The 20,537-nt window shown below is 72.1% G+C and carries 21 protein-coding genes and 1 pseudogene; 8 read left to right on the forward strand and 14 right to left on the reverse strand.

Features of this window, described 5'->3' with window-relative positions; all coding sequences use genetic code 11:
• From ABZ646_RS17405 to ABZ646_RS17415, 3 genes are all read left to right on the forward strand, one after another.
• The coding region (locus ABZ646_RS17405) for a sigma-70 family RNA polymerase sigma factor (protein WP_360519282.1) at positions 1 to 422 on the forward strand (422 nt) is incomplete at its 5' end.
• A 144-nt stretch (positions 423 to 566) separates the two neighbouring features.
• Positions 567 to 1,082 carry a hypothetical protein gene (locus ABZ646_RS17410; RefSeq protein WP_360519285.1) on the forward strand — a complete coding sequence of 172 codons (516 nt, stop codon included), beginning with the start codon at positions 567 to 569 and terminating at the stop codon, positions 1,080 to 1,082.
• Positions 1,083 to 1,230: 148 nt separating this feature from the next.
• Positions 1,231 to 1,887, forward strand: a complete 657-nt coding sequence (locus ABZ646_RS17415) for a zf-HC2 domain-containing protein (RefSeq protein WP_360519288.1) — start codon at positions 1,231 to 1,233, stop codon at positions 1,885 to 1,887.
• Positions 1,888 to 1,894: 7 nt separating this feature from the next.
• On the opposite strand, the gene ABZ646_RS17420 is transcribed toward ABZ646_RS17415, so the two are convergent.
• Both ABZ646_RS17420 and ABZ646_RS17425 read right to left on the reverse strand, forming a co-directional pair.
• Positions 1,895 to 2,758: a DNA-formamidopyrimidine glycosylase family protein gene (locus ABZ646_RS17420; protein WP_360519291.1), complete on the reverse strand. Its 864-nt coding sequence runs from the start codon at positions 2,756 to 2,758 to the stop codon at positions 1,895 to 1,897.
• Positions 2,759 to 2,789: 31 nt separating this feature from the next.
• Positions 2,790 to 4,889, reverse strand: coding sequence for a SpoIIE family protein phosphatase (locus ABZ646_RS17425; protein WP_360519294.1), 2,100 nt, complete (start codon positions 4,887 to 4,889; stop codon positions 2,790 to 2,792).
• A gap of 144 nt (positions 4,890 to 5,033) precedes the next feature.
• Here ABZ646_RS17425 and ABZ646_RS17430 point away from each other — a divergent pair, with 144 nt between their 5' ends.
• Positions 5,034 to 6,461, forward strand: a complete 1,428-nt coding sequence (locus ABZ646_RS17430) for a lipase maturation factor family protein (protein WP_360519297.1) — start codon at positions 5,034 to 5,036, stop codon at positions 6,459 to 6,461.
• Positions 6,462 to 6,479: 18 nt separating this feature from the next.
• Here ABZ646_RS17430 and ABZ646_RS17435 read toward each other — a convergent pair whose 3' ends face one another.
• Genes ABZ646_RS17435 through ABZ646_RS17470 form a run of 8 tightly spaced genes read right to left on the reverse strand, consistent with a single transcriptional unit; the run spans position 6,480 to position 14,354 of the window.
• Positions 6,480 to 7,310 (reverse strand): amidohydrolase family protein, encoded by an 831-nt coding sequence (locus ABZ646_RS17435; protein ID WP_360519300.1) that lies wholly within the window; start codon positions 7,308 to 7,310, stop codon positions 6,480 to 6,482.
• Positions 7,307 to 7,621: an L-rhamnose mutarotase gene (locus tag ABZ646_RS17440; protein ID WP_360519303.1), complete on the reverse strand. Its 315-nt coding sequence runs from the start codon at positions 7,619 to 7,621 to the stop codon at positions 7,307 to 7,309. The genes ABZ646_RS17435 and ABZ646_RS17440 overlap by 4 nt, the downstream gene beginning before the upstream one ends.
• The gene (locus ABZ646_RS17445) at positions 7,618 to 8,604 is read right to left on the reverse strand and encodes an aldo/keto reductase (protein WP_360519306.1); all 987 of its coding nucleotides are present in this window, start codon (positions 8,602 to 8,604) and stop codon (positions 7,618 to 7,620) included. Before ABZ646_RS17445 ends, ABZ646_RS17440 begins: the two co-directional genes overlap by 4 nt.
• On the reverse strand, positions 8,601 to 9,356 hold the full coding sequence (locus ABZ646_RS17450; RefSeq protein ID WP_360519309.1) for an SDR family oxidoreductase: 756 nt from the start codon (positions 9,354 to 9,356) through the stop codon (positions 8,601 to 8,603). Before ABZ646_RS17450 ends, ABZ646_RS17445 begins: the two co-directional genes overlap by 4 nt.
• Positions 9,353 to 10,693 carry an L-fuconate dehydratase gene (locus ABZ646_RS17455; protein ID WP_360519312.1) on the reverse strand — a complete coding sequence of 447 codons (1,341 nt, stop codon included), beginning with the start codon at positions 10,691 to 10,693 and terminating at the stop codon, positions 9,353 to 9,355. Before ABZ646_RS17455 ends, ABZ646_RS17450 begins: the two co-directional genes overlap by 4 nt.
• 40 nt (positions 10,694 to 10,733) lie before the next feature.
• Positions 10,734 to 11,759 carry an ABC transporter permease gene (locus ABZ646_RS17460; RefSeq protein WP_360519315.1) on the reverse strand — a complete coding sequence of 342 codons (1,026 nt, stop codon included), beginning with the start codon at positions 11,757 to 11,759 and terminating at the stop codon, positions 10,734 to 10,736.
• A complete protein-coding gene (locus ABZ646_RS17465) occupies positions 11,752 to 13,287 on the reverse strand; it encodes a sugar ABC transporter ATP-binding protein (protein ID WP_360519318.1) in 1,536 nt (511 codons plus the stop codon). Before ABZ646_RS17465 ends, ABZ646_RS17460 begins: the two co-directional genes overlap by 8 nt.
• The gene (locus ABZ646_RS17470; RefSeq protein WP_360519321.1) at positions 13,284 to 14,354 is read right to left on the reverse strand and encodes a sugar ABC transporter substrate-binding protein; all 1,071 of its coding nucleotides are present in this window, start codon (positions 14,352 to 14,354) and stop codon (positions 13,284 to 13,286) included. Before ABZ646_RS17470 ends, ABZ646_RS17465 begins: the two co-directional genes overlap by 4 nt.
• 163 nt (positions 14,355 to 14,517) lie before the next feature.
• Here ABZ646_RS17470 and ABZ646_RS17475 point away from each other — a divergent pair, with 163 nt between their 5' ends.
• Positions 14,518 to 15,219 (forward strand): FadR/GntR family transcriptional regulator, encoded by a 702-nt coding sequence (locus tag ABZ646_RS17475; RefSeq protein ID WP_360519324.1) that lies wholly within the window; start codon positions 14,518 to 14,520, stop codon positions 15,217 to 15,219.
• 421 nt (positions 15,220 to 15,640) lie between these two features.
• Here ABZ646_RS17475 and ABZ646_RS17480 read toward each other — a convergent pair whose 3' ends face one another.
• A complete protein-coding gene (locus ABZ646_RS17480) occupies positions 15,641 to 15,982 on the reverse strand; it encodes a hypothetical protein (RefSeq protein ID WP_360519327.1) in 342 nt (113 codons plus the stop codon).
• A 226-nt stretch (positions 15,983 to 16,208) separates the two neighbouring features.
• Here ABZ646_RS17480 and ABZ646_RS17485 point away from each other — a divergent pair, with 226 nt between their 5' ends.
• Positions 16,209 to 17,552, forward strand: a complete 1,344-nt coding sequence (locus ABZ646_RS17485; RefSeq protein WP_360519330.1) for an amidase family protein — start codon at positions 16,209 to 16,211, stop codon at positions 17,550 to 17,552.
• 27 nt (positions 17,553 to 17,579) lie between these two features.
• Here ABZ646_RS17485 and ABZ646_RS17490 read toward each other — a convergent pair whose 3' ends face one another.
• Both ABZ646_RS17490 and ABZ646_RS17495 read right to left on the reverse strand, forming a co-directional pair.
• Entirely contained in the window at positions 17,580 to 18,062 is a 483-nt protein-coding gene (locus ABZ646_RS17490) for a GNAT family N-acetyltransferase (RefSeq protein ID WP_360519333.1), read from the reverse strand.
• A gap of 58 nt (positions 18,063 to 18,120) precedes the next feature.
• Complete coding sequence (locus ABZ646_RS17495) at positions 18,121 to 18,294, reverse strand: hypothetical protein (protein ID WP_360519336.1); 174 nt, start codon at positions 18,292 to 18,294, stop codon at positions 18,121 to 18,123.
• A gap of 441 nt (positions 18,295 to 18,735) precedes the next feature.
• Between ABZ646_RS17495 and ABZ646_RS17500 the strand changes: the two genes are divergently transcribed.
• Together ABZ646_RS17500 and ABZ646_RS17505 are read left to right on the forward strand one after the other, a co-directional pair.
• Complete coding sequence (locus tag ABZ646_RS17500) at positions 18,736 to 19,113, forward strand: hypothetical protein (protein ID WP_360519339.1); 378 nt, start codon at positions 18,736 to 18,738, stop codon at positions 19,111 to 19,113.
• 25 nt (positions 19,114 to 19,138) lie between these two features.
• Positions 19,139 to 19,921: an SDR family oxidoreductase gene (locus ABZ646_RS17505; protein WP_360519342.1), complete on the forward strand. Its 783-nt coding sequence runs from the start codon at positions 19,139 to 19,141 to the stop codon at positions 19,919 to 19,921.
• Positions 19,922 to 20,090: 169 nt separating this feature from the next.
• On the opposite strand, the pseudogene ABZ646_RS17510 reads toward ABZ646_RS17505, so the two are convergent.
• Positions 20,091 to 20,516 (reverse strand): annotated as a pseudogene (locus tag ABZ646_RS17510) (short-chain dehydrogenase); the annotation flags it as partial.
• Positions 20,517 to 20,537 lie beyond the last annotated feature (21 nt).

The raw sequence follows: 20,537 nt of genomic DNA on the forward strand, positions 1-20,537 counted from the left end.
GCGCCGAGGACCTGGTCCAGGAGACCCTGGTACGCGCCTGGCAGCACCCCGAGGCGCTGCGCGCCGACGAGTTCGACTCCGTGCTGCCCTGGCTGCTCACCGTCGGCCGGCGGCTCGCCATCGACGCTCGCCGGGCGCGGCAGGCCCGGCCGACCGAGGTGCACGACGCCGTCCTGGAGAACATCCGGGCGGCCGGCGACCATGCCGAACGCGCGGTCGCGACGCTGGACGTCCGGGAGGCTGTGAAGACTCTCACTCCGGAACACCGCGACGTCCTGGTGCTGGTGTACTTCCAGGGGGCGAGTGTTGCGGAAGCCGCCCGGACGCTCGGGATCCCGCCCGGTACCGTGAAGTCGCGGGCGTACTACGCGCTGCGCGCCCTGCGCCGGGTCCTTCCCGGTTACGCACCCGACCTGCGCTGAAACCGCAAGCCAGGCAAAGCCTTTGCAAAGCGCCTTGCTGAGGACCCTGTTTGAGCAATCAGCTGTCTTCATCCGTGTTCCGCACTGGGAGAGGGACGGACCCGGGGTCGGGGCCACGCGCGCACCGGAGGAAGGCAGGACGGGATGCTGCACAGAGGTCAAGAGAGCACGGGCGGGGCCGGTAGCGGGGAACTGGCGGTCCCGATGGCCTGGTTGTACGCCGAGTACATCGCCGACGAGCTGCTGCGCACCGGCGATCTCATGCCACCGACGTCCTTCGAGTTCAGAGCCGGCCGTGACGCGCTGGCGCTGACCATCTTCCTCTCCGACACGGACGGCGAACTGTCGGGCATCCGGGTCGTGTCCCAGTTGGAGACGTGGCTTTCGCTCACGGCGTACGACCAGCCGTGGCAGGAGTGGGTGCGGGAGCGCATGGCCACGGTGGCCGCCGAGTCGGCCCGGTCGGGCGGCCCCGCACCGGACCTGGAACTGGCCGCGGCCACCTGGCGCTGGCTGGAGGAGACGGAGCTGCTCGCGCCCGACCTGGACGCGGTGCCGGGCGGCGGTTCCGTGCTCGGCGAGGACGACGGACCGAAGGTGTGGACCGCCGCCTGGCGGCTCGGTCTGCCCCTCGGACACCTCGCCATCCATCTTTTTTGATTCAGGACCAATCCGCGGGCCCGGCCGCTCCGAATCCGTTGGTTACGATTCTGTACGTGCCTTGAGTGAATCCTCTGCCGACTGCGTACGGGTGGGAGCAAGGAGCAACGAGTAACCCCACCCCCACCCTTCGGCACGAGGATTCGGCATGAGGTCCCTGGAAAGGCATCGCGACGTCGGCGCGTACGCGCTCGGCGTGCTGGACGAGGCGGAGGCCTTCCGCTTCGAGGACCACCTCATGGAGTGCGCTCGCTGCGCGGCACACGTGACAGAGTTCGGCCCCGCCACACGGCAGCTGATGCTGTACCGCAGGGCCACGCCGCGCTTCGTGCACCCCATGGCCCAGCCCGGTCCCCGGCTGCTGGACAAACTGCTCGCCGAGGTCGCCACCCGGCACCGCGCCAAGCGCCGCAGGGTCCTGTACGGCCTCGCCGCCTCGGTGGTGTTCGCGGTCGCCGGGCCCGGCATCATGGCCTACGCGGGCCACGAGACCGTCCCGACCGTGCAGGTCGCCGCCACCACCGACGCGCAGTCGGGCGTGTGGGCGCAGGTGAAGGAGGCGGACACGGACTCGGGCACCGAGGTCGAGCTGAAGGTGAAGGACGCGAACGGGCCGCGCTCCTGCCGGCTGATCGCCGTGGGCAACGACGGCTCCGAGCAGATCGTCACCACCTGGGCCGAGCGGGACCACGACGGCCGCGTGAGCACCATGGCGGGCGGTTCCTCGATGCACCCCGACGAGATCGACCACTACGAGGTACGCAGCGCGGACGGACACCGCCTCGTGACCATCGACCCCAAGTGACCGCGGGTCATTTGATCAGCCGGGACAGCCTGCGGTCGGCGAGCGGCTTCCCGCCGGTCTGGCAGGTCGGGCAGTACTGCAGCGAGGAGTCGCTGAAGGAGACTTCTCGGATGGTGTCGCCGCACACCGGGCAGGGCTCGCCGGTCCGGCCGTGGACCCGCAGTCCGCTCTTCTTCTCCGCCTTGAGCCGGCCCGCCGCCAGGCCGTGGGAGCGCTCCACCGCCTCGCCGAGGGTGCTGCGCAGCGCCTCGTAGAGTCCGTGGACCTCGTCCGGCGTCAGGGACGCGGCCAGCTTGAACGGTGACATCCGCGCCGCGTGCAGGATCTCGTCGCTGTAGGCGTTGCCCACCCCGGCGATCAGGCTCTGGTCACGCAGAGCGCCCTTGAGCTGCCGCCGTTCGTCCTTGAGCAGGGCGGCGAGCCGGGCCTCGTCGAAGCCGTCGGCGAGCGGGTCGGGGCCGAGCCGGGCGATGCCGGGGACCTCCCGCGGATCGCGGACGACGTACACGGCGAGCTTCTTCTGGGTGCCGGCCTCGGTGAGGTCGAAGCCCGCACCGGTCTCCAGGGCCACCCGCAGTGCCAAGGGGCCCTTGCCGGGCCGGGGCGGCCCGTCCGGGAGCCGGTCCTTCCACTGGAGCCAGCCCGCGCGGGCCAGGTGGGTGACGAATCGCAGGCCGCCGTCGCCCTCGATGTCCAGGAACTTGCCGTGCCGGTGCACGGCGACGACCTCGCTGCCCTCGAAGGCGCCGACCGGCGGGTCGTACGTCTTCAGGACGCTGATGGCGACCGGCAGCACACGGATGACCTCGTGGCCGATCAGGTTCTCGGTCAGGAAGTCCCTGAGCGCTTCCACCTCGGGCAGTTCGGGCATGTGTCCAGAGTGCCATCCTGGGTCGGCGGGGTCAGGCCGCGTCCGTCTTCTTCGGCATCCGGAACTCGCACCACACGGCCTTGCCGCCACCTCGTGCCTCCACGCCCCAGACGTCGGTCAGCATCTCGACCAGCAGCAGCCCCCGCCCGGACACCCCGTTCTCGCCCGCTTCCCGGCGGCGCGGCAGGGCGCTGGAGGAGTCCTCGACCTCGACGCGCAGCCGGCGTTCGCTGCCGCCGAGGACCCTGAGGGTGACGATCGCGGAGCCCTCGGTGTGCATCAGGACGTTGGTGATCAGCTCGTCGGCGATCAGTTCGACATCGTCCGCGCGGTCCCCGGCGCCCCAGGCGCGGACGGCTGCGCGGATCATGTGCCGGGCCAGGCTGAGCGCCTCGGGATCGCCGGAGGCCACGTGCTGCTGGAGACGGCCGACGGCCTGGGTGCTGTCCTGGCCGCGGCGGCGCAGCAGGAGCAGGGCCACGTCGTCGTCGCCGCCGCGCTCCTCGGCGATCTCGATGAGCCGGTCGGCCAGGTCCCGTACGTCCTCGGGCCCGGCGGCGGCCTGCTCCGACAGGGCGCGCATCCCCTCGCCGAGATCGGTGCCGGGCGTCTCGACCAGCCCGTCGGTGCACAGCAGCAGGGTCTCGCCGGGATCCAGCTCCAGCGTGGACACCGGGTACTCCAAGCTTCCGAACTCGGCGGACAGGCCGAGCGGCAGCCCGCCCTCGACGGGCACCCGGCGGCAGCCGCCGTCGGCGCCGCGGACCAGCGGGTCGATGTGCCCCGCGCGGACCACCTGGACGACGCCGGTGGCCAGGTCGGCCTCGGCGTACAGGCAGGTGGCGAAGCGGTCGGTGTCCAGTTCGTCCAGGAAGACCGAGGCGCGGGCCATCACGGTGGCCGGGGCGTGGCCCTCGGCGGCGTAGGCGCGCAGCACGATGCGCAGCTGGCCCATGACAGCCGCGGCGTGCGTGTCGTGGCCCTGGACGTCGCCGATGACCGCGCCGACCCGTCCCCCGGGCAGCGGGATCAGATCGTACCAGTCGCCGCCGATGTCCCGGCCCAGGGACCCGCCCGCGCTCGCCGAGCGGTAGCGGACCGCGACGTCGGCGCCGCGCACGCTCGGGATGGTGCGCGGCAGCATCGCCTGCTGGAGGCCCTGGGCCAGGTCCTTCTCCTGCTCGTAGAGCATGGCCCGCTGCAGGCTCTGCGCGATGCTGCTGCCGAGGGCGACCAGGACGGCTCGTTCCTCGTCGGAGAAGCCGTGCCGGTCGTTGTAGAGCAGGCCCATGGCGCCGATCGGGCGGGCCTGGGCGATCAGCGGCAGGTAGGCGGCCGAGGTGATGCGCAGGCCGGTGATGTGCGGCCACAGGATCGGATAGCTCTCGGCGAAGTCCTCGGCCGACTCGATGAAGCGCGGGGTGAGGGTGCGCACCACCTCGCCCATCGGGTAGGGCTCCTCCACGCGGGTGATCCGGGTGCCGGGCACGAAGCTGCCCACCGGCCCCTCCGCGACCAGCCGGATCCGGCCGGCCTCCACCAGGCCCATCACCAGGCTGGTCGCCCCCAGGTTGGGGATGCCGTGGGCGTCCTTGAGGGCGTCGATGACGTCCTGGACGCTCCGGGCGTGCGCGAGGGCGACGGTGATGACCTGGACGACGTTGGTCTGCTGCCGCAGCGCCTCGTCCTGGGCGGCGCGCGGGCTGTACGCCTCGCTGTCCTCCAGTTCCCGGGTGGCGTCCCGGACGACGCCCACGACCCGGCGCGGGCGGCCCGTCCCGTCACGCCGGATGTAGCCCTGGGTGTGGGTCCAGCGCAGCGTGCCGTCGCGGCGGCGGATCCGGAAGTACGCCCCGTAGTTCTCGCTGCCGTCCTTGATGGCCTGGGACACCACCGCGTCCAGCCTGCTGCCCTCCGACGGGGGCACCCGCACCGCGAGGCCCTCGGGACGACCGTCGTACTCCTCGGGGAGCAGGTCGAACACCTCGTACGCCTGGGCGTCCAGGTGGAACAGACCGGCGTCCAGGTCCCAGTCGAAGGTGCCCAGGCGGTTGAGTGCCAGGATCGGGTGGTCCGGGTGGGCGGGCCAGTCGTCCGGGAGTGACGGAGCGCTCGCTCCCCGATCAGCCATGGGGCCACCATGCCAGGGGAACCCCGGCCGGGCAATTCATCCCTATTGTCCACTTCACTCGCCCGGGTTACGCAAGCGCGGGCGCGAGGTACACAGGGTGACGGGCCCCTTCCCGACACTGGGCACAGGCAGGAGCGCACGGCCGTGGACTGGTTCACCGCACCCGGGTACTGGCTGAGCCGGCTGGTCTTCCAGCGGGCTCTGGCCGGTATGTACCTCTTCGCGTTCCTGACGGCGGCGCTCCAGTTCCGGGCCCTGCTCGGCGAGCGCGGGATGCTGCCGATCCCGAGGTTCGTGGCGCGGGTCCCCTTCCGGCGGGCCCCGAGCCTCTTCCACCTGCGCTACTCGGACCGCCTCTTCGCGGGCTGCGCCTGGACGGGCTGCGCGGTGGCGGTGGCGCTGCTGGCGGGCGCCGACTCCGAACTCCCGCTCTGGGCGGGCATGCTGCTGTGGCTGGTGCCCTGGGCGCTGTACCTGTCGATCGTGAACGTCGGCCAGACGTGGTACGCGTTCGGCTGGGAGTCGCTGCTCCTGGAGGTCGGCTTCCTGGCCGTGTTCCTCGGCAACGACGAGGTGGCCCCGCCGGTCGTGGTCCTCTTCCTGCTGCGCTGGATCCTGTTCCGGGTGGAGTTCGGGGCGGGTCTGATCAAGATGCGCGGGGACGCCTGCTGGCGCAAGCTGACCTGTCTGCACTACCACCACGAGACCCAGCCGATGCCGGGTCCGCTGAGCTGGTTCTTCCACCACCTGCCCGGACCGGTGCACAAGGCGGAGGTGGCCGCGAACCACTTCACCCAACTGGTCGTTCCGTTCCTGTTGTTCGCCCCGCAGCCGATCTCGACGGCCGCCGCCTCCCTGATGATCCTCACCCAGCTGTGGCTGGTGGCGTCCGGCAACTTCTCCTGGCTGAACTGGATCACCATCGTCGTGGCCGTGTCGGCGCTGCGGCTGCCCACGGACCGTACGACCGCGCCCCCCGCCCCGCTCTGGTTCGAGGTCGTCGTCCTCGCCGTGGCCGCGCTCATCCTGTTCCTGAGCCACCGCCCCGTGGTGAACATGGTCTCCCGCCGCCAGGTCATGAACCGGTCCTTCGACCCGCTCCACCTGGTCAACACCTACGGCGCCTTCGGCAGCGTCAGCCGGATCCGGTACGAGGTGGTGGTGGAGGGCACCCGGGACGGCACCCCGCGCGAGGACTCCGACTGGCGGGAGTACGAGTTCAAGGGCAAGCCGAGCGATCCCCGGCGCTGGCCGCGCCAGTTCGCGCCCTACCACCTCCGCCTGGACTGGCTGATGTGGTTCGCCGCCCTCTCCCCCGCCTACGCCGGCGACTGGTTCGGCGGCCTGGTGGAGCGCCTCCTGGAGGAGGACCGCGACACCCTGCGGCTGCTGCGCCGCTCCCCGTTCCCGCCCGGCGAACCCCCGCGCTACGTCCGGGCCCGCCTCTTCCGCTACCGCTACACGACCTGGCGGGAGCTGCGGGAGACGGGCGCGTGCTGGGAGCGCACGTACGTACGGGAGTTCATGCCGCCGACCCGTCTGGCGGGGGCGGGCCGGTCCACAGGCCGTTGACGCGGGTGGCGGGTCGGTTCACAGGCCGTACACGCGGGTGGCGGTGGTCTCGAAGACGGCGGTGTGTTCGGCCGCGGGGATCAGCCGGCGTGCCGCGTCGAGGACCTCGGCGTAGCTCCCGGCCAGGGTGCACACCGGCCAGTCCGAGCCGGACATCAGCCGGTCCGGGCCGAAGGCGTCCAGCACGGTCTCGGCGTACGGGCGCAGGTCGTCGAGGGTCCAGGAGGCGGGGTCGGCCTCGGTGACCATGCCGGAGAGCTTGCAGACGGTGTTGGGCAGGGCGGCGAGGGCGCGTACCGCGGTGGCCCACGGTTCCGTGGTGCCCGCGGCGATGGGGGGTTTGCCCAGGTGGTCGAGGACGAAGGTGAGCCTCGGGTGCGACCGCGCGGCCTCGGCGGCGGCCGGGAGCTGGTGGGGCAGCACGACGAGGTCGTAGACGAGGCCCGCGTCGGCGACGGCGGTGAGACCCCGGTGGACGTCGGGGCGCAGCAGCCACCGCGGGTCGGGTTCGCCCTGGACCTGGTGGCGGACGCCCTTCAGGTACCGGCCGCCGGGGAGTCCGCGCAGGCGGGCGAGTTCGTCGGCGATGTCCGGGCGGGTCAGGTCGGTCCAGCCGACGACTCCGGCGACCAGGTCGTGGGTGTCGGCGAGGACCAGGAACTCGGGGGTCTCCTCGGGCACGGTGACCGTCTGGACGAGGACGGTGCGGGTGACGCCCGCCGCGCGCGCCTCGGGTTCGAGGTCCTCGACGGTGAAGTTCCTCCTGAGGGGCACAAGTTCGGGACCGGTGAGCCAGTCCTGGTCCCGTACCGACAGGTCCCAGACGTGGTGGTGGGCGTCGACGGTCACGGCAGCTCCCACACGACGGGCAGGCCGGCCCCCGCACCCGTCTCGGAGTAGTCGTGGACGACGTCGAGGAGTTCGGCCATCCGGGCCTGCCAGGCGAGGTTGACCGGCAGCTTCTCCAGTTCGGCGAGGAGGCGGCCGTAGTCGGCGCAGTCCAGGACGTGGAAGAGGTCGGTGCCGCTGCGCCAGATCGTCCACGAGGTGGCACCGGCGGCGCGGATGGCGTCGGTGAGTTCGGTGGGGACCTCGCGGTGGGCGGACTCGTACTCGGCGACGCGGTCGGCGCGGACCTTGGTGTGCAGGGCGATTCTCATGGCCGTTCCCCGGTGGGTACGGGGACGTCGGCGGGCAGCAGGCCGGTGTCGCGCAGCTCCTGCCAGAAGGCGGCCGGGACGGGCGTGGCGAACTGCCGTGCCCCGTCCGCGATCTCGGCCGCCGAGCGGGCGCCGACCAGGACGCTCGCCACGGCCGGGTGGGCGGCGCAGAAGGCGAGGGCGGCGGCCCGGAGCGTGCTGCCGTGCTGTTCCGCGAGCGACTTGAGACGCAGGGCACGGGCCAGCAACTCGTCCGGTGCCTGCGCGTAGTTGTAGGTGGCGTCCGGTTTCGGATCGGCCAGCAGACCGGAGTTGAAGGCGCCGCCGATCACCACCGAGGTACCGCGTTCCACGGCGGCCGGGAGCAGGTCGGCGAGGGCGCTCGGGTCGAGGAGGGTGTAGCGGCCGGCGCACAGCACCACGTCGACGTCGGTGTCGCGGACGAACCGGGTGAGCATCGGCGTCTGGTTCATGCCCGCGCCGATCGCGCCGACGACCCCTTCGGAGCGGAGTCTCTCCAGTGCCGGGTAGCCCTCGCGGAAGGCCTGTTCGGCGTGGTCGTCCGGGTCGTGGAGGTAGACGACGTCGACCCGGTCGAGGCCGAGCCGGTCCAGGCTGGCCTCCAGGGTGCGCCGGATGCCGTCGCCGGTGAAGTCCCAGACCCGGCGGTGGGTGTCGGGGACGGCGAAGCCCTGTGCGCGGTCGTCGCCGGTGCCGGCGGCCGGTTCCAGCCGGCGGCCGACCTTGGTGGAGAGCGCGTAGGAGTCCCGGTCGTACCCGCGCAGCGCCTCTCCCAGGCGGCGTTCGGACAGGCCGAGGCCGTAGTGCGGGGCGGTGTCGAAGTAGCGGATGCCCTGCTGCCAGGCTTCGGTGACCGTGTCGTGCGCCTGCTGGTCGGAGACTTCGGTGTAGAGGTTGCCGATGACGGCGGCGCCGAGGCCCAGGGGGCTGACCCGGACGCCGCTCCGGCCGAGGGTGCTCACTGTCCCGCCGGGCGGAGGCGCAGGCCCTGCAGGCCGCCGTCGACCGCGAGGGAGGTGCCGGTGGTGGCGCCGGACAGCGGGCTCGCCAGGTAGGCGATGGCCGCGGCGACCTCGGCGGCGGAGACCAGGCGCCCGGAGGGCTGGCGGGCCTCCAGCGCGGCGCGTTCGGCGGCCGGGTCGGGAGCCCCGTCCAGGAGACGGCCGATCCACGGGGTGTCCGCCGTACCGGGGTTGACACAGTTGACGCGGACGCCCTCGCGGACGTGGTCGGCGGCCATGGCCAGGGTGAGTGAGTACACCGCGCCCTTGCTGGCGCTGTAGAGGGCGCGTTGCGGCAGGCCGGCGGTGGCGGCGATGGAGCAGGTGTTGACGACGGCCGCGTGCCGGGAGCGGCGCAGGTGCGGGAGGGCGGCGCGGGCGGTGCGGACCATGCCGAGGACATTGACGTCGAGGACGCGGTGCCATTCGTCGTCGTCGTTGTCCTCGACGGTGCCCTGGGCGCCGATCCCCGCGTTGTTGACCAGGACGTCGAGCCCGCCGAGGGCCTCGACGGCGCTCGTCACGGCCGCGCGCACGGAGGTGTCGTCGGTGACGTCGGCCTGGAAGCCGAGCAGCGGTTTCTCGACGGTGGCCGGGTCGAGGTCGAGGACGGCGACCTGGGCGCCGCGCTCGGCGAGGAGCTCGGCGGTGGCCCGCCCGATCCCGGAGGCTCCGCCGGTGACCAGGGCCTTCAGGCCCGCGAAGTCGGTCATGCCGCCTGTCCCTTCTGCGTCTGCGCGTCGGCGGCCCAGAAGGTGCCGCCGGGATACGTGTACTCCGCGACGGACTCCGGTCGCATGGCGGCCGAGAAGCCCGGTGCGGTGGGTGCCGTGTAGTGACCCTCGCGGATCACCACCGGATCGAGGAAGTGGTCGTGCAGATGGTCGACGTACTCGATGACCCGGTCCTCGGTGGTGCCGGCGACCGCGAGGTAGTCGAACATCGAGAGGTGCTGGACGAGTTCGCACAGTCCGACGCCGCCCGCGTGCGGGCAGACCGGGACGCCGAACTTGGCGGCGAGCAGCAGGACGGCGAGGTTCTCGTTGACGCCGCCGACCCGGGCCGCGTCGATCTGGACGACGTCGAGGGCACCGGCCTGGAGCAGCTGCTTGAAGACGATCCGGTTCTGGACGTGTTCGCCGGTGGCGACCCGGATCGGGGCGACGGCCCGGCGGACGGCCGCGTGGCCGAGGATGTCGTCGGGGCTGGTGGGCTCCTCGATCCAGTACGGGTCGAACTCGGCGAGGGCCTTCGTCCAGCGGATCGCCTCGTCGACGTCCCAGCGCTGGTTGGCGTCGACGGCCATCCGGATGTCCGGTCCGACGACCGCGCGGGCGACCCGGCAGCGGCGGATGTCGTCGGCGAGGTCGGCGCCGACCTTCAGCTTGATCTGCCGGAAGCCGTCGGCGACCGCCTGGGCGGCGAGCCGGGTGAGCTTCTCGTCGTCGTAGCCGAGCCACCCGGCGGAGGTGGTGTAGGCGGGGAAGCCGCGCTCCAGGAGCCGGGCCCGGCGCTCCGCGGCGCCCTCGCGGCCCCGGCGCAGGATGGCGAGGGCCTCCTCCGGGGTGAGGGCGTCGGTGAGGTAGCGGAAGTCGATCTGCCGGACGATCCATTCCGGTTCGGCGTCGGCGAGCAGCTGCCACAGCGGTTTCCCGGCGCGGCGGGCGGCGAGGTCCCAGACGGCGTTGATCACCGCGCCGATCGCCATGTGCATCACGCCCTTCTCGGGTCCGAGCCAGCGCAGCTGGCTGTCGCCGATCAGGTCCCGGTAGAGGGCCGAGGGGTCGTCGCAGATCTCGTCGACCGGGCGGCCGAGCACATGGTTCCGCAACGCGTCGATCGCGGCGACCTGGACGTCGTTGCCCCGCCCGATGGTGAACGTGAACCCGTGTCCCTCGTGCCCGTCGGCGGCGTCGGTGCGCAGCACGACATAGGCCGCCGAGTAGTCGGGGTCCGGGTTCATCGCGTCGGAGCCGTCGAGCTCGCGCGAGGTGGGGAAGCGGATGTCGTGGGTGTCGACCGCAATGACGCGGGCGGGACTCGCGGACACGGGTTGCCTTTCGGTCAGGGGAGGTGCGGACGCGGGCCGGTCAGTCCTGGGCCCGTCCCGTGGTGACACGGGCGATCATGAGGGCGACGAGGATGATGCCGCCGTAGATGGCCTGGATCCAGAACGACGGCACCTGCGCCAGGGTGAGCAGGTTCTGTACGACGCCCAGCAGGAGGACGCCGGTCAGGGCACCGAACATGGTGCCCTTGCCGCCGTCCAGGCTGATTCCACCGATCACCGCCGCCGCGAACACCGTGAAGATCATGTTGTTGCCCTGGTTGGCGCTGATCGCGCCCACGTACCCGGTCTGCATGATGCCGCCGACGGAGGCGAGGACCCCGGCGACCACGAAGACCCCGAGCATCACACGGTCGACGCGGATGCCGGCGGCGCGGGCCGCGTCGGCGTTGCCGCCGATGGCGTACAGGGCGCGGCCGACGCGGTGGTACTTCAGGACGAGGCCGGTGACCGCGAAGGCCACCGCCGCCAGCCACACCGACATGGGGACGTTGAGGAAGGTGGAGGTGGCCAGGGTGAAGAAGCTGTCGGGCATCCCGAACAGGGTCTTGCCCTTGGTCGCGCCGACCAGCACACCGCGCAGCACGATCAGCATCGCGAGGGTCACGATGAAGGCGTTCAGCTTGAACTTGACGACCAGGATGCCGTTGAAGGCACCGACCGCGGCGCCGACGACCAGGATCGCCACCATGGCGAGCGCGGTGGGGAACTCGGTGCCCCAGCCGGACTCGGCGGACGGCAGCACCAGCAGGGCGCCCACCGCGGGCGCGATGCCGACGACCGATTCCAGGGAGAGGTCGAACTTGCCGGTGATCAGGACCAGCGACTCGGCGAGCACGACCATCGCGAGGGCCGCGGAGGCCCCGAGGATGGAGATCAGGTTGCGTTCGGTGAGGAACGAGTCGTTGACCACCGCCCCGAGCACCATGAGCAGCAACAGGGCGGGTACGAGGGCGAGTTCACGGGCGCGGCGGAGGATGACGGTGCGGGCCGCGCGTGGGTCCGGGGAGCGCACCGGGGTGAGCGGCGGGGCCTTGGTCTCAGCCATGGTCCACTCCTTCGGACGGGGAGTCAGCTCCCGGGGGCATGGAGTCCACTCCTTCTATGGAGGCGATCAGCTCGTGGTCGTGCCAGCCGGCCGGGTGTTCGGCGACGATCCGGCCGTGGAAGAGGACGAGGACACGGTCGCAGCGGCGCAGGTCGTCGAGTTCGTCGGAGACGACCAGCACGGCGGTGCCGTCCTCACGGGCGCTGTCCACGCGGGCCAGCAGGGACTCCTTGGACTTCACGTCGACGCCCGCGGTGGGGTTGACGAGGACCAGGAGCCGGGGGTCGGAGGCCAGGGCGCGGGCCATGACGACCTTCTGCGCGTTGCCGCCGGACAGGTCGGAGACGGGCTGGTCGGGGCCCTCGGCGTGGATGTCGAGGCGTTCGATGAGGCCGGTGGCGAAGCCGCGCTTGCGGTCGGTGCCGACGAACCCGCCGCGGCCGAGCCGGTCGAGCACGGTCATGGTGGCGTTGTCGCCGATGCTCATCCCCGGGACCAGGCCCTGGTCGTGCCGGTCCCGGGGCACGAAGCCGACCCCGGCCCCGAGCGTGGCGCGCACGTCACCGAACGGCAGCGGCCGCTCCGCCACCCGCGCGGTGCCGCCGGTCGGCGTGCGCAGCCCCGCGATGGTCTCGGCGAGCTCGATCTTGCCGCTCCCGCTGGTACCGGCGAGTCCGACGACCTCCCCGCTGCGGACGGTGAGGTCGATGCCGTCGTACGACTCGGAGCTGAGCCCCCGCGCGCTGAGCACCACGGGCGCCCCGGCGGGCACCGCGTCCCGGGCCCGCTGGTCCTGCCGGGTGACGGCCTCCCCCGCCATCGCCTCCACCAGGGCGGCCCTGGGCAGGTCGGCGACGGGGGCGGTGATGATCCAGCGGGCGTCGCGGAGCACGGTGACGGTCTGGCAGACCTCGTAGACCTCCTGGAGGTGGTGCGAGATGAACAGGAAGGTCACGCCGGAGTCCTGGAGCGCCCGCATCCGGCCGAACAGCCGCTCGATCTCGCGGTTGTCGAGCTGGGCGGTCGGCTCGTCCAGGACGATGAACCGGGCGCCGAAGCTGAGCGCCCGGGCGATCTCGACCATCTGGCGGTCCTCGACCTTGAGGTCGGCGGTACGGGCCTCGGGGTCGACCCGGACGTCCCAGGTGTCGAGGAGCGCCGCGGCCTCGTGGTGCAGCCGCCGCCAGCTGATGAACCCCCGCCGCAGGGGCTGCCGGTTGATGAAGAGGTTCTCGGCGACCGTCAGCTCGGGGACGACCGTGGGTTTCTGGTAGACGCAGGCGACCTTGCGCCGCCAGGCGTCCCGGTCGGCCGGCGGGGGCGCCGGTTCGCCGTCGAAGCGGACCGTGCCCTCGTCCGGGACCTGGAGCCCGGTGAGGACGTTGACCAGGGTGGACTTGCCGGCGCCGTTGCGGCCGACGAGGGCGTGGGACTCGCCGGGCAGTACGGTGAGCCGGCCGTCGGCGAGTGCGACGGTGGGGCCGTACCGCTTGACGATCTCCCGGGCCTCAACAAGTGGCGTGATCATTTGACCGTGTTGCCCCACAGCTTCGGGTCGTCCACGTTCTCCTTGGTGACCAGGGGCGCGGGCAGCTGGTCCTCCAGGATGCCGTTCGGCAGCTTGACGATCGTGGAGTCGTGGTCGGTGGGGCCCGGCTCGAACGTCTTCCCCTCCATCGCCGCCTTGATGTAGTACATGCCGTACTTGGCGTAGGTGTCGGCGGGCTGGGAGACGGTGGCGTCGATCTGGCCCTTGCGGATGGCGTCGAACTCCTGCGGGATGCCGTCGTTGGAGACGATCACTATGTGCCCGCTCTGCCCTGCGGTCTTGAGCATGCCCTTGGACTTCAGGGTCTGCAGGGTCGGCGCCAGGTAGACACCGCCGGCCTGCATGTAGATGCCCTTGATGTCGGGGTTGGCGTTGAGCAGGGTGCCCAGCTGGGAGGCGGCCGTGTCGGACTCCCACTTGGCCGGGATCTCCAGGACCTTGAGCTTCGGGTACTTCTTCTTCACGCAGGCGCGGAACGCCTCGGAGCGGTCCCGGCCGTTGACCGAGGCGAGGTCGCCCATGATCTGTACGACCTTGCCGCTGGTGACGTGCTGCCCGAGGTAGTCGCAGGCCTTGGTGCCGTAGGCGACGTTGTCGGCGCGCACCACCATGGCGACCTTGCCCTTGTCGGGCGCCACGTCCACGGCGACCACCGGTACGCCCTTGCGCTCGGCCTGGTCCAGGCCCGCCTCGATGGCGGCGCTGTCCAGCGGGGCGACGACCAGCCCCTTCACGCCCTGGTTGAGTTCGTTGTTGATGTCGGTGATCTGCTGCGAGGGATCGCTGTTGGAGTTGACCGTCTTCAGCGCCTCGACTCCCTCGGACTTCGCCATCTTGGGCACGTAGTCGTTGTACGACTGCCAGAACGGCGAGGTCAGCAGGGGCAGGACCACCCCGACCTTGCCGGCGCCGCCGCCTCCGGCGCTGCCGCTGCCGGTGTCCTTGGTACTGCCGCAGGCGGCGAGCGCGAGCGAGGCACCGACGGCCAGGGCCGTCGCGCCGATGATCCGGGACCGGTTCCGCTTCCGCAGTGTTCTGCCGTGCATCTGGCAGCTCCTCATCGAGCGTGTTCGAGCAGATGACCGCATACTTATCAGACCACTCGGCGGTTTCGACACCCCGCAGGCGCGATTTTCCCGCCGAATGGGCGGTAGTGGTCGGACCACCTTGCTGGTTAGACTTCGGCGCACCGGCAACAGGAGGAGCGGTGTGGACGAGACGGCGCCCCAGAAGGGCACGGTGACGCAGCGCGCCATCGAGCGGATCAAGGCGATGATCGCGGAGGGCCGTCTGGAGCCCGGCCAGCGGCTGCCCACGGAGCGGGATCTCGCCGCACAGCTGGGCATGTCCCGCAGCTCCATGCGCGAGGCGATCCGCGCGCTGACGGTGCTGGGCGTCCTGGAGGCCCGGCACGGCTCCGGCATCTACGTCACCCAGCTGGAGGCGGGTGACCTCCTGGAGACGTTCGGCGTGGTCGCCGATCTGTCCCGGGGGCCGCGGCTGGTGGAACTCCTCGAGGTGCGGCGGGTACTGGAGTCGACGGCCACGGCGCTGGCCGCGGCGCGGATCACGGCCGACCAGCTGGCCGAGGTGGAGAAGCACCTGGCGGCGATGAACGCGACGGACGATCCCGAGGAGATCCTCGCGCACGATCTCGCGTTCCACCAGGTGATCGCGGGGGCCGCGGGGAACGAGACGATGGCCGCGATCCTGGAGGGGCTGTCGTCGCGGACGTTCCGGGCCCGGGTGTGGCGGGGATACGAGGAGGAGGGGGCGTTCGCACGGACGCGACGGGAGCATGCGGCGATTCACCGGGCCCTCGTCGCCCGGGATCCGGAGGCGGCGAGGGCCGCGGCGGCGGCGCATGTGGGGGAGGTGGAGGAGTGGTTGCGCGCGCAGGTGGGGGGTTAGGCCGTTGTGTCGCGGGTGCGGGTGCGTGGGGGCTGGTCGCGCAGTTCCTCGCGCCCCGGACGCGAGGCGGTGGGCCCCCGTCAGCCCCGGGAGCGGTACAACCCGAACCGTGCGAGCCGTGGGCTGGAAGACGTCCGGGTCCTCGTCACCGGTGCCCCGCTCCAGGCCGGTGAAGGTGTTCACGCCGAAGTGCGGGAAGGCCGTGCGCTCCAGGGCCTGCCAGGCGATCTGCCGTGCGGTGGGCCGGACTTGGGAGGCCTTGCGGAGGAGGTCGGCCGGGGTGTCGTCCGCACCGACCGGGATGCGGGAGGTCGGGGTCCGCGGCGGTGGCGGGGAGGGCCGGGAGGCCCGCCGTCCCGCCGCGGCGGCCGCCGAGGCGACGAAGACACGCCTTGAGAGATCCATGGGGGTGCTCCTCGGATCAGGAGAGGTGCCAGAGGGCGGGGGTGCGTCGGTCCGGCGGGTACTGGACCGGCCGGCCGTCGCCGGTCACGGACAGTGCCATGCGGGTGATCGCGTTGATCAGGCGGTAACCGCCGGCCGCGGGCTCCAACTCCCAGCACTGCAGGGTGTTCGCGCTGTCGCAGGGCTCCCAGGCCGCCTCGACGCCGGGCTGGAGCGGGACGTTGAGCGTGAGCTTGCCGCCGCGTATCTCCAGGCAGCCGTCGGCACCGCGCAGGCTCGCATAGCCGTCCGCCGTGCGGAACACGGACACGGTGAACGACGTCCCGTCCGCACGGAAGGTGTACGCCCCGTCGGCCACCGGCACCCTCGTCAGGTCCCGCCACCCCGGTGCGTGCCCGACGGCCGCGCTGTCAATGGGGCCTGCACACACGGAAGTTGCGCCAGATCTCCGATGACCTGTGGGAACGGTTCGAACGGTGACGGCCGATCCGCGGGGCGAACGCTCTCGACGCGGAGCCTGCGGCGCGGCAGAGTGCCCTTTCATACCGACGAGTAAGCCCCTTTCCGCACCCCTGGGAGTGCCCGTGACCAACTGGGTCGGCCGGACCGCCGCCGAGATCGCCGCCGCCGTTCGGGAGAAGCGGGTCACCCCCAGGCAGGTGGTGACCGAGCACCTGGAGCGGATCGCACGGCTGGACGGGCGGATCGGAGCCTTCCGCAAGGTCCGCGCGGACGCGGCGCTCGCCGAGGCGGACGAGGTCGCGGCCCGCGCCGGCCTCGGCGAACTGCCTCTCGCCGGGGTGCCGTTGGCTGTGAAGGACAATCTGGCGGTACGCGGCGAGGCGCACCGTGACGGTTCGGCGGCGACACCGGACACGCCCGCCGGGGCCGACCATGTCACCGTGGCCCGGCTGCGGGCGGCGGGCGCGGTGGTCGTGGGTCTCACGAACGTGCCCGAGCTGTGTGTGTTCGGTACGACCGAGGGGGCCCACGGCATCACCCGCAACCCCTGGGACACCGCCCGCAGCGCAGGTGGCTCCTCGGGCGGCAGCGCCGCCGCGGTCGCCGCCGGGCTGGTGCCGATCGCCGTGGGCAACGACGGCATGGGCTCGCTGCGCATCCCGGCGGCCAACTGCGGTCTGGTCACCATCAAGCCGGGGTTCGGGGTGGTACCGGCCGGGATCGGCAACGGCGACTGGTTCGGCATGTCGGAGAACGGGCCGCTGGCGACCACGGTCGAGGACGCCCGGATGATGCTCTCGGTGCTGGCGGGGCAGGAGTTCGCGGTCACCGGGGAGCGCCCGCCGCTGAGGATCGCCGTCTCGCGGCGCAGTCCGCTGGTCGGGGTGACGGTGAGCAGGCCGTACACGAACGCGGTGGCCGAGGCGGCGGGGCTGCTGGCCGGCGCCGGGCACCGGGTGCGGCGCGCCGAACCGCCGTACCCGCCGTCGATCGGCGTGACCGCGCTCCGGCACTGGACCGCGGGCACGGCGGTGGACGCGGCGGATCTGGACCCCGCGCTGCTGGCGCGGCGGACCCGGGTGCACGCGGCCCTGGGCCACCGCTTCCTGCCGGGGGTGCGGGCGAGCGACTCCCGCGACCGGCTGCGCGCCCGGCTCACCCCGTTCTTCGCCGAGTACGACGTGCTGCTCACCCCGGCGCTGGCCCGCCGCTCGCCCGCGGCGGCGCCGTGGCACGAGCGGGGCTGGTTCCGCAACGTCCTCGCCGGCTCGAACTACTCGCCGTTCACCCCGGCCTGGAACCTCACCGGCTGGCCGGCGATGTCGGTCCCGTTCGGCACCCTGCCCTCGGGCGCCCCGTGCGCCGTTCAGCTGGTGGGGCGGCCGGGTTCGGAGCCGGTCCTGCTGGACGTGGCCCGCCGGCTGGAGGTGCTGCGGCCGTGGCGGCGGACGGCACCGCTCGACTGACCTCGCGGGGGCGCCGGCCGGGCGGTTTCACAGGGCGCGGTACATGATGTGCAGGCCGACCGGCCCGTGCCGGGGGTGGTCGAAGGCCTGCGGGACCGTGCCGAGGATCGTGAAGCCGAGAGAGGTCCACAGGGCGACGGCCGGGTTGGTCTCGACGACGGCGTTGAAGACCATGGACCGGTAGCCGTGTGCCCGGGCCTCGGCGAGGACGTGCTCGGCGAGAGCGCGGCCGGTGCCCCGGCCGCCGCGGTCGGGGTCGACCATGAAGCCCGCGTTGGCCACCTTGGCCGCGGGGCCCCCGTAGTTGGGGGTGAGATAGGCGGAGCCGACGACGGTGCCGGCGGGGTCCTCGGCGACGTAGACACGTTTCGCCGGGCTCATCCACAGGGCGCGGGCCGCTGCCTCCGAGGTGTCGGGGTCCCAGCCGTACGTCTCGGCGGCGGCGACGATCCGGTGCCAGAAGGGCCAGATCTGCGGCCAGTCGGCCGCGGTGGCTTCTCTGATCAGCATGGGCGTGAGTCTCGCACGCCCATGCGCGTCGGCGATCGCGACAGGACCGACCGTCGGGTCAGTCCACGCTGGGCAGGATGTGGGGCTCGGCGAGGTCCTCTTCGTAACCTGCGAGGCGGATCGGGGCGGACCGGGCCCACACGTCGAGGCTGCCGAGCTGCCCTGACCGGCTGCCCGCGCCCTCGGTGCGTTCCGTGGGGCGCTGCTCGCGATTCGTCTTCTCCGGTGTCACCGCGCACTCCTTATGTGTCGGTCACCCTCGGGGCGTACCGGACGGTCTGCGTTCCGGTGCTCGACGCCCGCTCGGGTCTGGATGGAAGGCCAGTCGGACGCGGTGGCGCCGGTAACGCACAGGAGAGCAGGCCGTTGTCCGCCGGCTCGCCCCGGGACGGACCATGGGTGTGGGTGGGACCCCTTGCTGCTGCCCGTCCCCTACAGACTAACCAAATGAGCACTGGTCCGCTCGATAGGGAGTGCAAACAAGGTGTAACTATCGCGAGTCGCTCCGTACTCCGCCGGCCCCGACTAGAACCCGTTCGTAACATAATGCCGCATTTACCCGTGGGCGCCTCTGCCCGCACACGCTGTGCAGTTCAGGTTGCGTTGGCCGGGTCGAAAACTCGGCCTGATCCGATGGCACAGGACAACGGCTGTCTCGCGGAAGGACTGACGCATGGAGCTGCGCAGCGTCGAGGAGCTGATGGATCTGCTGTACGCCTGCCGGCACCAGCGCGCCCTGCGCACCGCGGCGTTGCTGCGCCGTGGCCGCCCAGCCGACAAGGAGCTCCAGGTGGCGGCCCTGGTGCACGGGATCGGGGAACTGCTGGGCACCACCGACGCCGCCGCACACGCGGTACGGCACCTGCTCGGGGAGCGGGTGCACCACCTGGTGCGCGGGGACGGCGCCGCCACCGACGAGGACGTGCTGCGCCTGCGCCAGGCCGACGAGGAGAGCCGCACCGCCGGTTTCGACGCGGGCGTCCTGGAGGACTGGCGGACCGTCCTGGAACTGGTTGCGGCCCGCAACTCCCGTCTGGGGGCTGTCGACTGACGCTCCGTCATGAGACGGTACGGCGATGACGTCATCGTACGGACTGTCGCGCGGAGGGTCGTACGGGTTCAGGGGCAGGGCGGCCGTCGTCACCGGTGGCACGCGCGGGATCGGGCGCGCGGTCGCGGAGGCGTTCGCGGCGGCCGGGGCTCTGGTGTGCGTGAGCGCCCGCGACCCGGACGAGGTCCGGCGTACGGCCGCGGAGCTGGGCGGTGTCGGCCTGCCCGGCAGTGTGGCCGACCCTGAGCACGCCCGGGAGTTGACCCGGCTGGCGCTCGCCGAGTTCGGGCGGCTGGACGTGCTGGTCAACAACGCGGCCACGAACCGGCCGTACGGACCGCTCATGAACGCCGACCTCGGCATGTGGCGGGACGCGTTCACGGTCAACGTCGAGGCCCCGCTGCGGCTGACCCAGTGCGCCTGGCGGGGCTGGATGCGGGAGCACGGCGGCGCGGTGGTCAACATCTGCACGGAGGGCGCGGCGCACGTGGGGCCCGACGTGGGGGCGTACGGCACCAGCAAGGCGGCACTGCTCCATCTCACCCAGCAACTGGCCGGGGAACTGGCGCCCCGGGTGCGGGTGAACTCGGTGTCGCCGGGGCTGGTGCGCACGGAGATGGCCCGGTTCATGTGGGAGCCGCGGGAACGGGAGATCGCGGCGGGGCTGCCGATGGGGAGGATCGGGGAGCCGCAGGACGTGGCGCGGGCCGTGCTGTGGCTGGCGTCGGACGCCGCCGAGTGGGTGACCGGGGCCGACGTGGTGGTGGACGGCGGCACCAGGGTACGAGCGGCACGCCCGACCGGCTGACGGCCGTACGTCCCCGAGATCGAGCCGGTGACGCGGCCGCCCCGGCGGGCGACGGGCCCGTGGGTGGGCCCGTGCGGGATCGCACCACGCAGAACGCGTGACCTGCGCCGGGCGCGGTCCCGCGAGGACAGGCCGCCGGTGCCGGGCGCCGCCCACGGTTACGTGCGGGTCACCACTTGCCGGGCTCGTAGTCCTTCAGGAAGACCCCGTACACGTCATCGCCCTCCTCGCCGCGCACGATCGGGTCGTAGACCCGGGCCGCGCCGTCGACCAGGTCGAGCGGCGCGTGGAAGCCCTCCTCGGCCAGCCGCAGCTTGTCGAAGTGGGGGCGTTCGTCGGTGATCCAACCGGTGTCGACGGAGGTCATGAGGATGCCGTCGGACTCGAACATCTCCGCCGCGCTGGTCCGGGTGACCATGTTCATGGCCGCCTTGGCCGCGTTGGTGTTGGGGTGTCCGGCGCCCTTGTAGCCACGGCCGAAGACGCCCTCCATCGCGGAGACGTTGACGACGTACGACCGGCCGCGCGCCGCCTTCTTCGCGGCGCTGGCCATGGCCGGGCGCAGCGCGCTGATCAGGATGAACGGCGAGGTGTAGGGCCGATCTCACCAACCAGC

Origin of the sequence: Streptomyces sp. NPDC007162, assembly GCF_040634175.1 — a bacterium.
Lineage (GTDB): Bacteria > Actinomycetota > Actinomycetes > Streptomycetales > Streptomycetaceae > Streptomyces.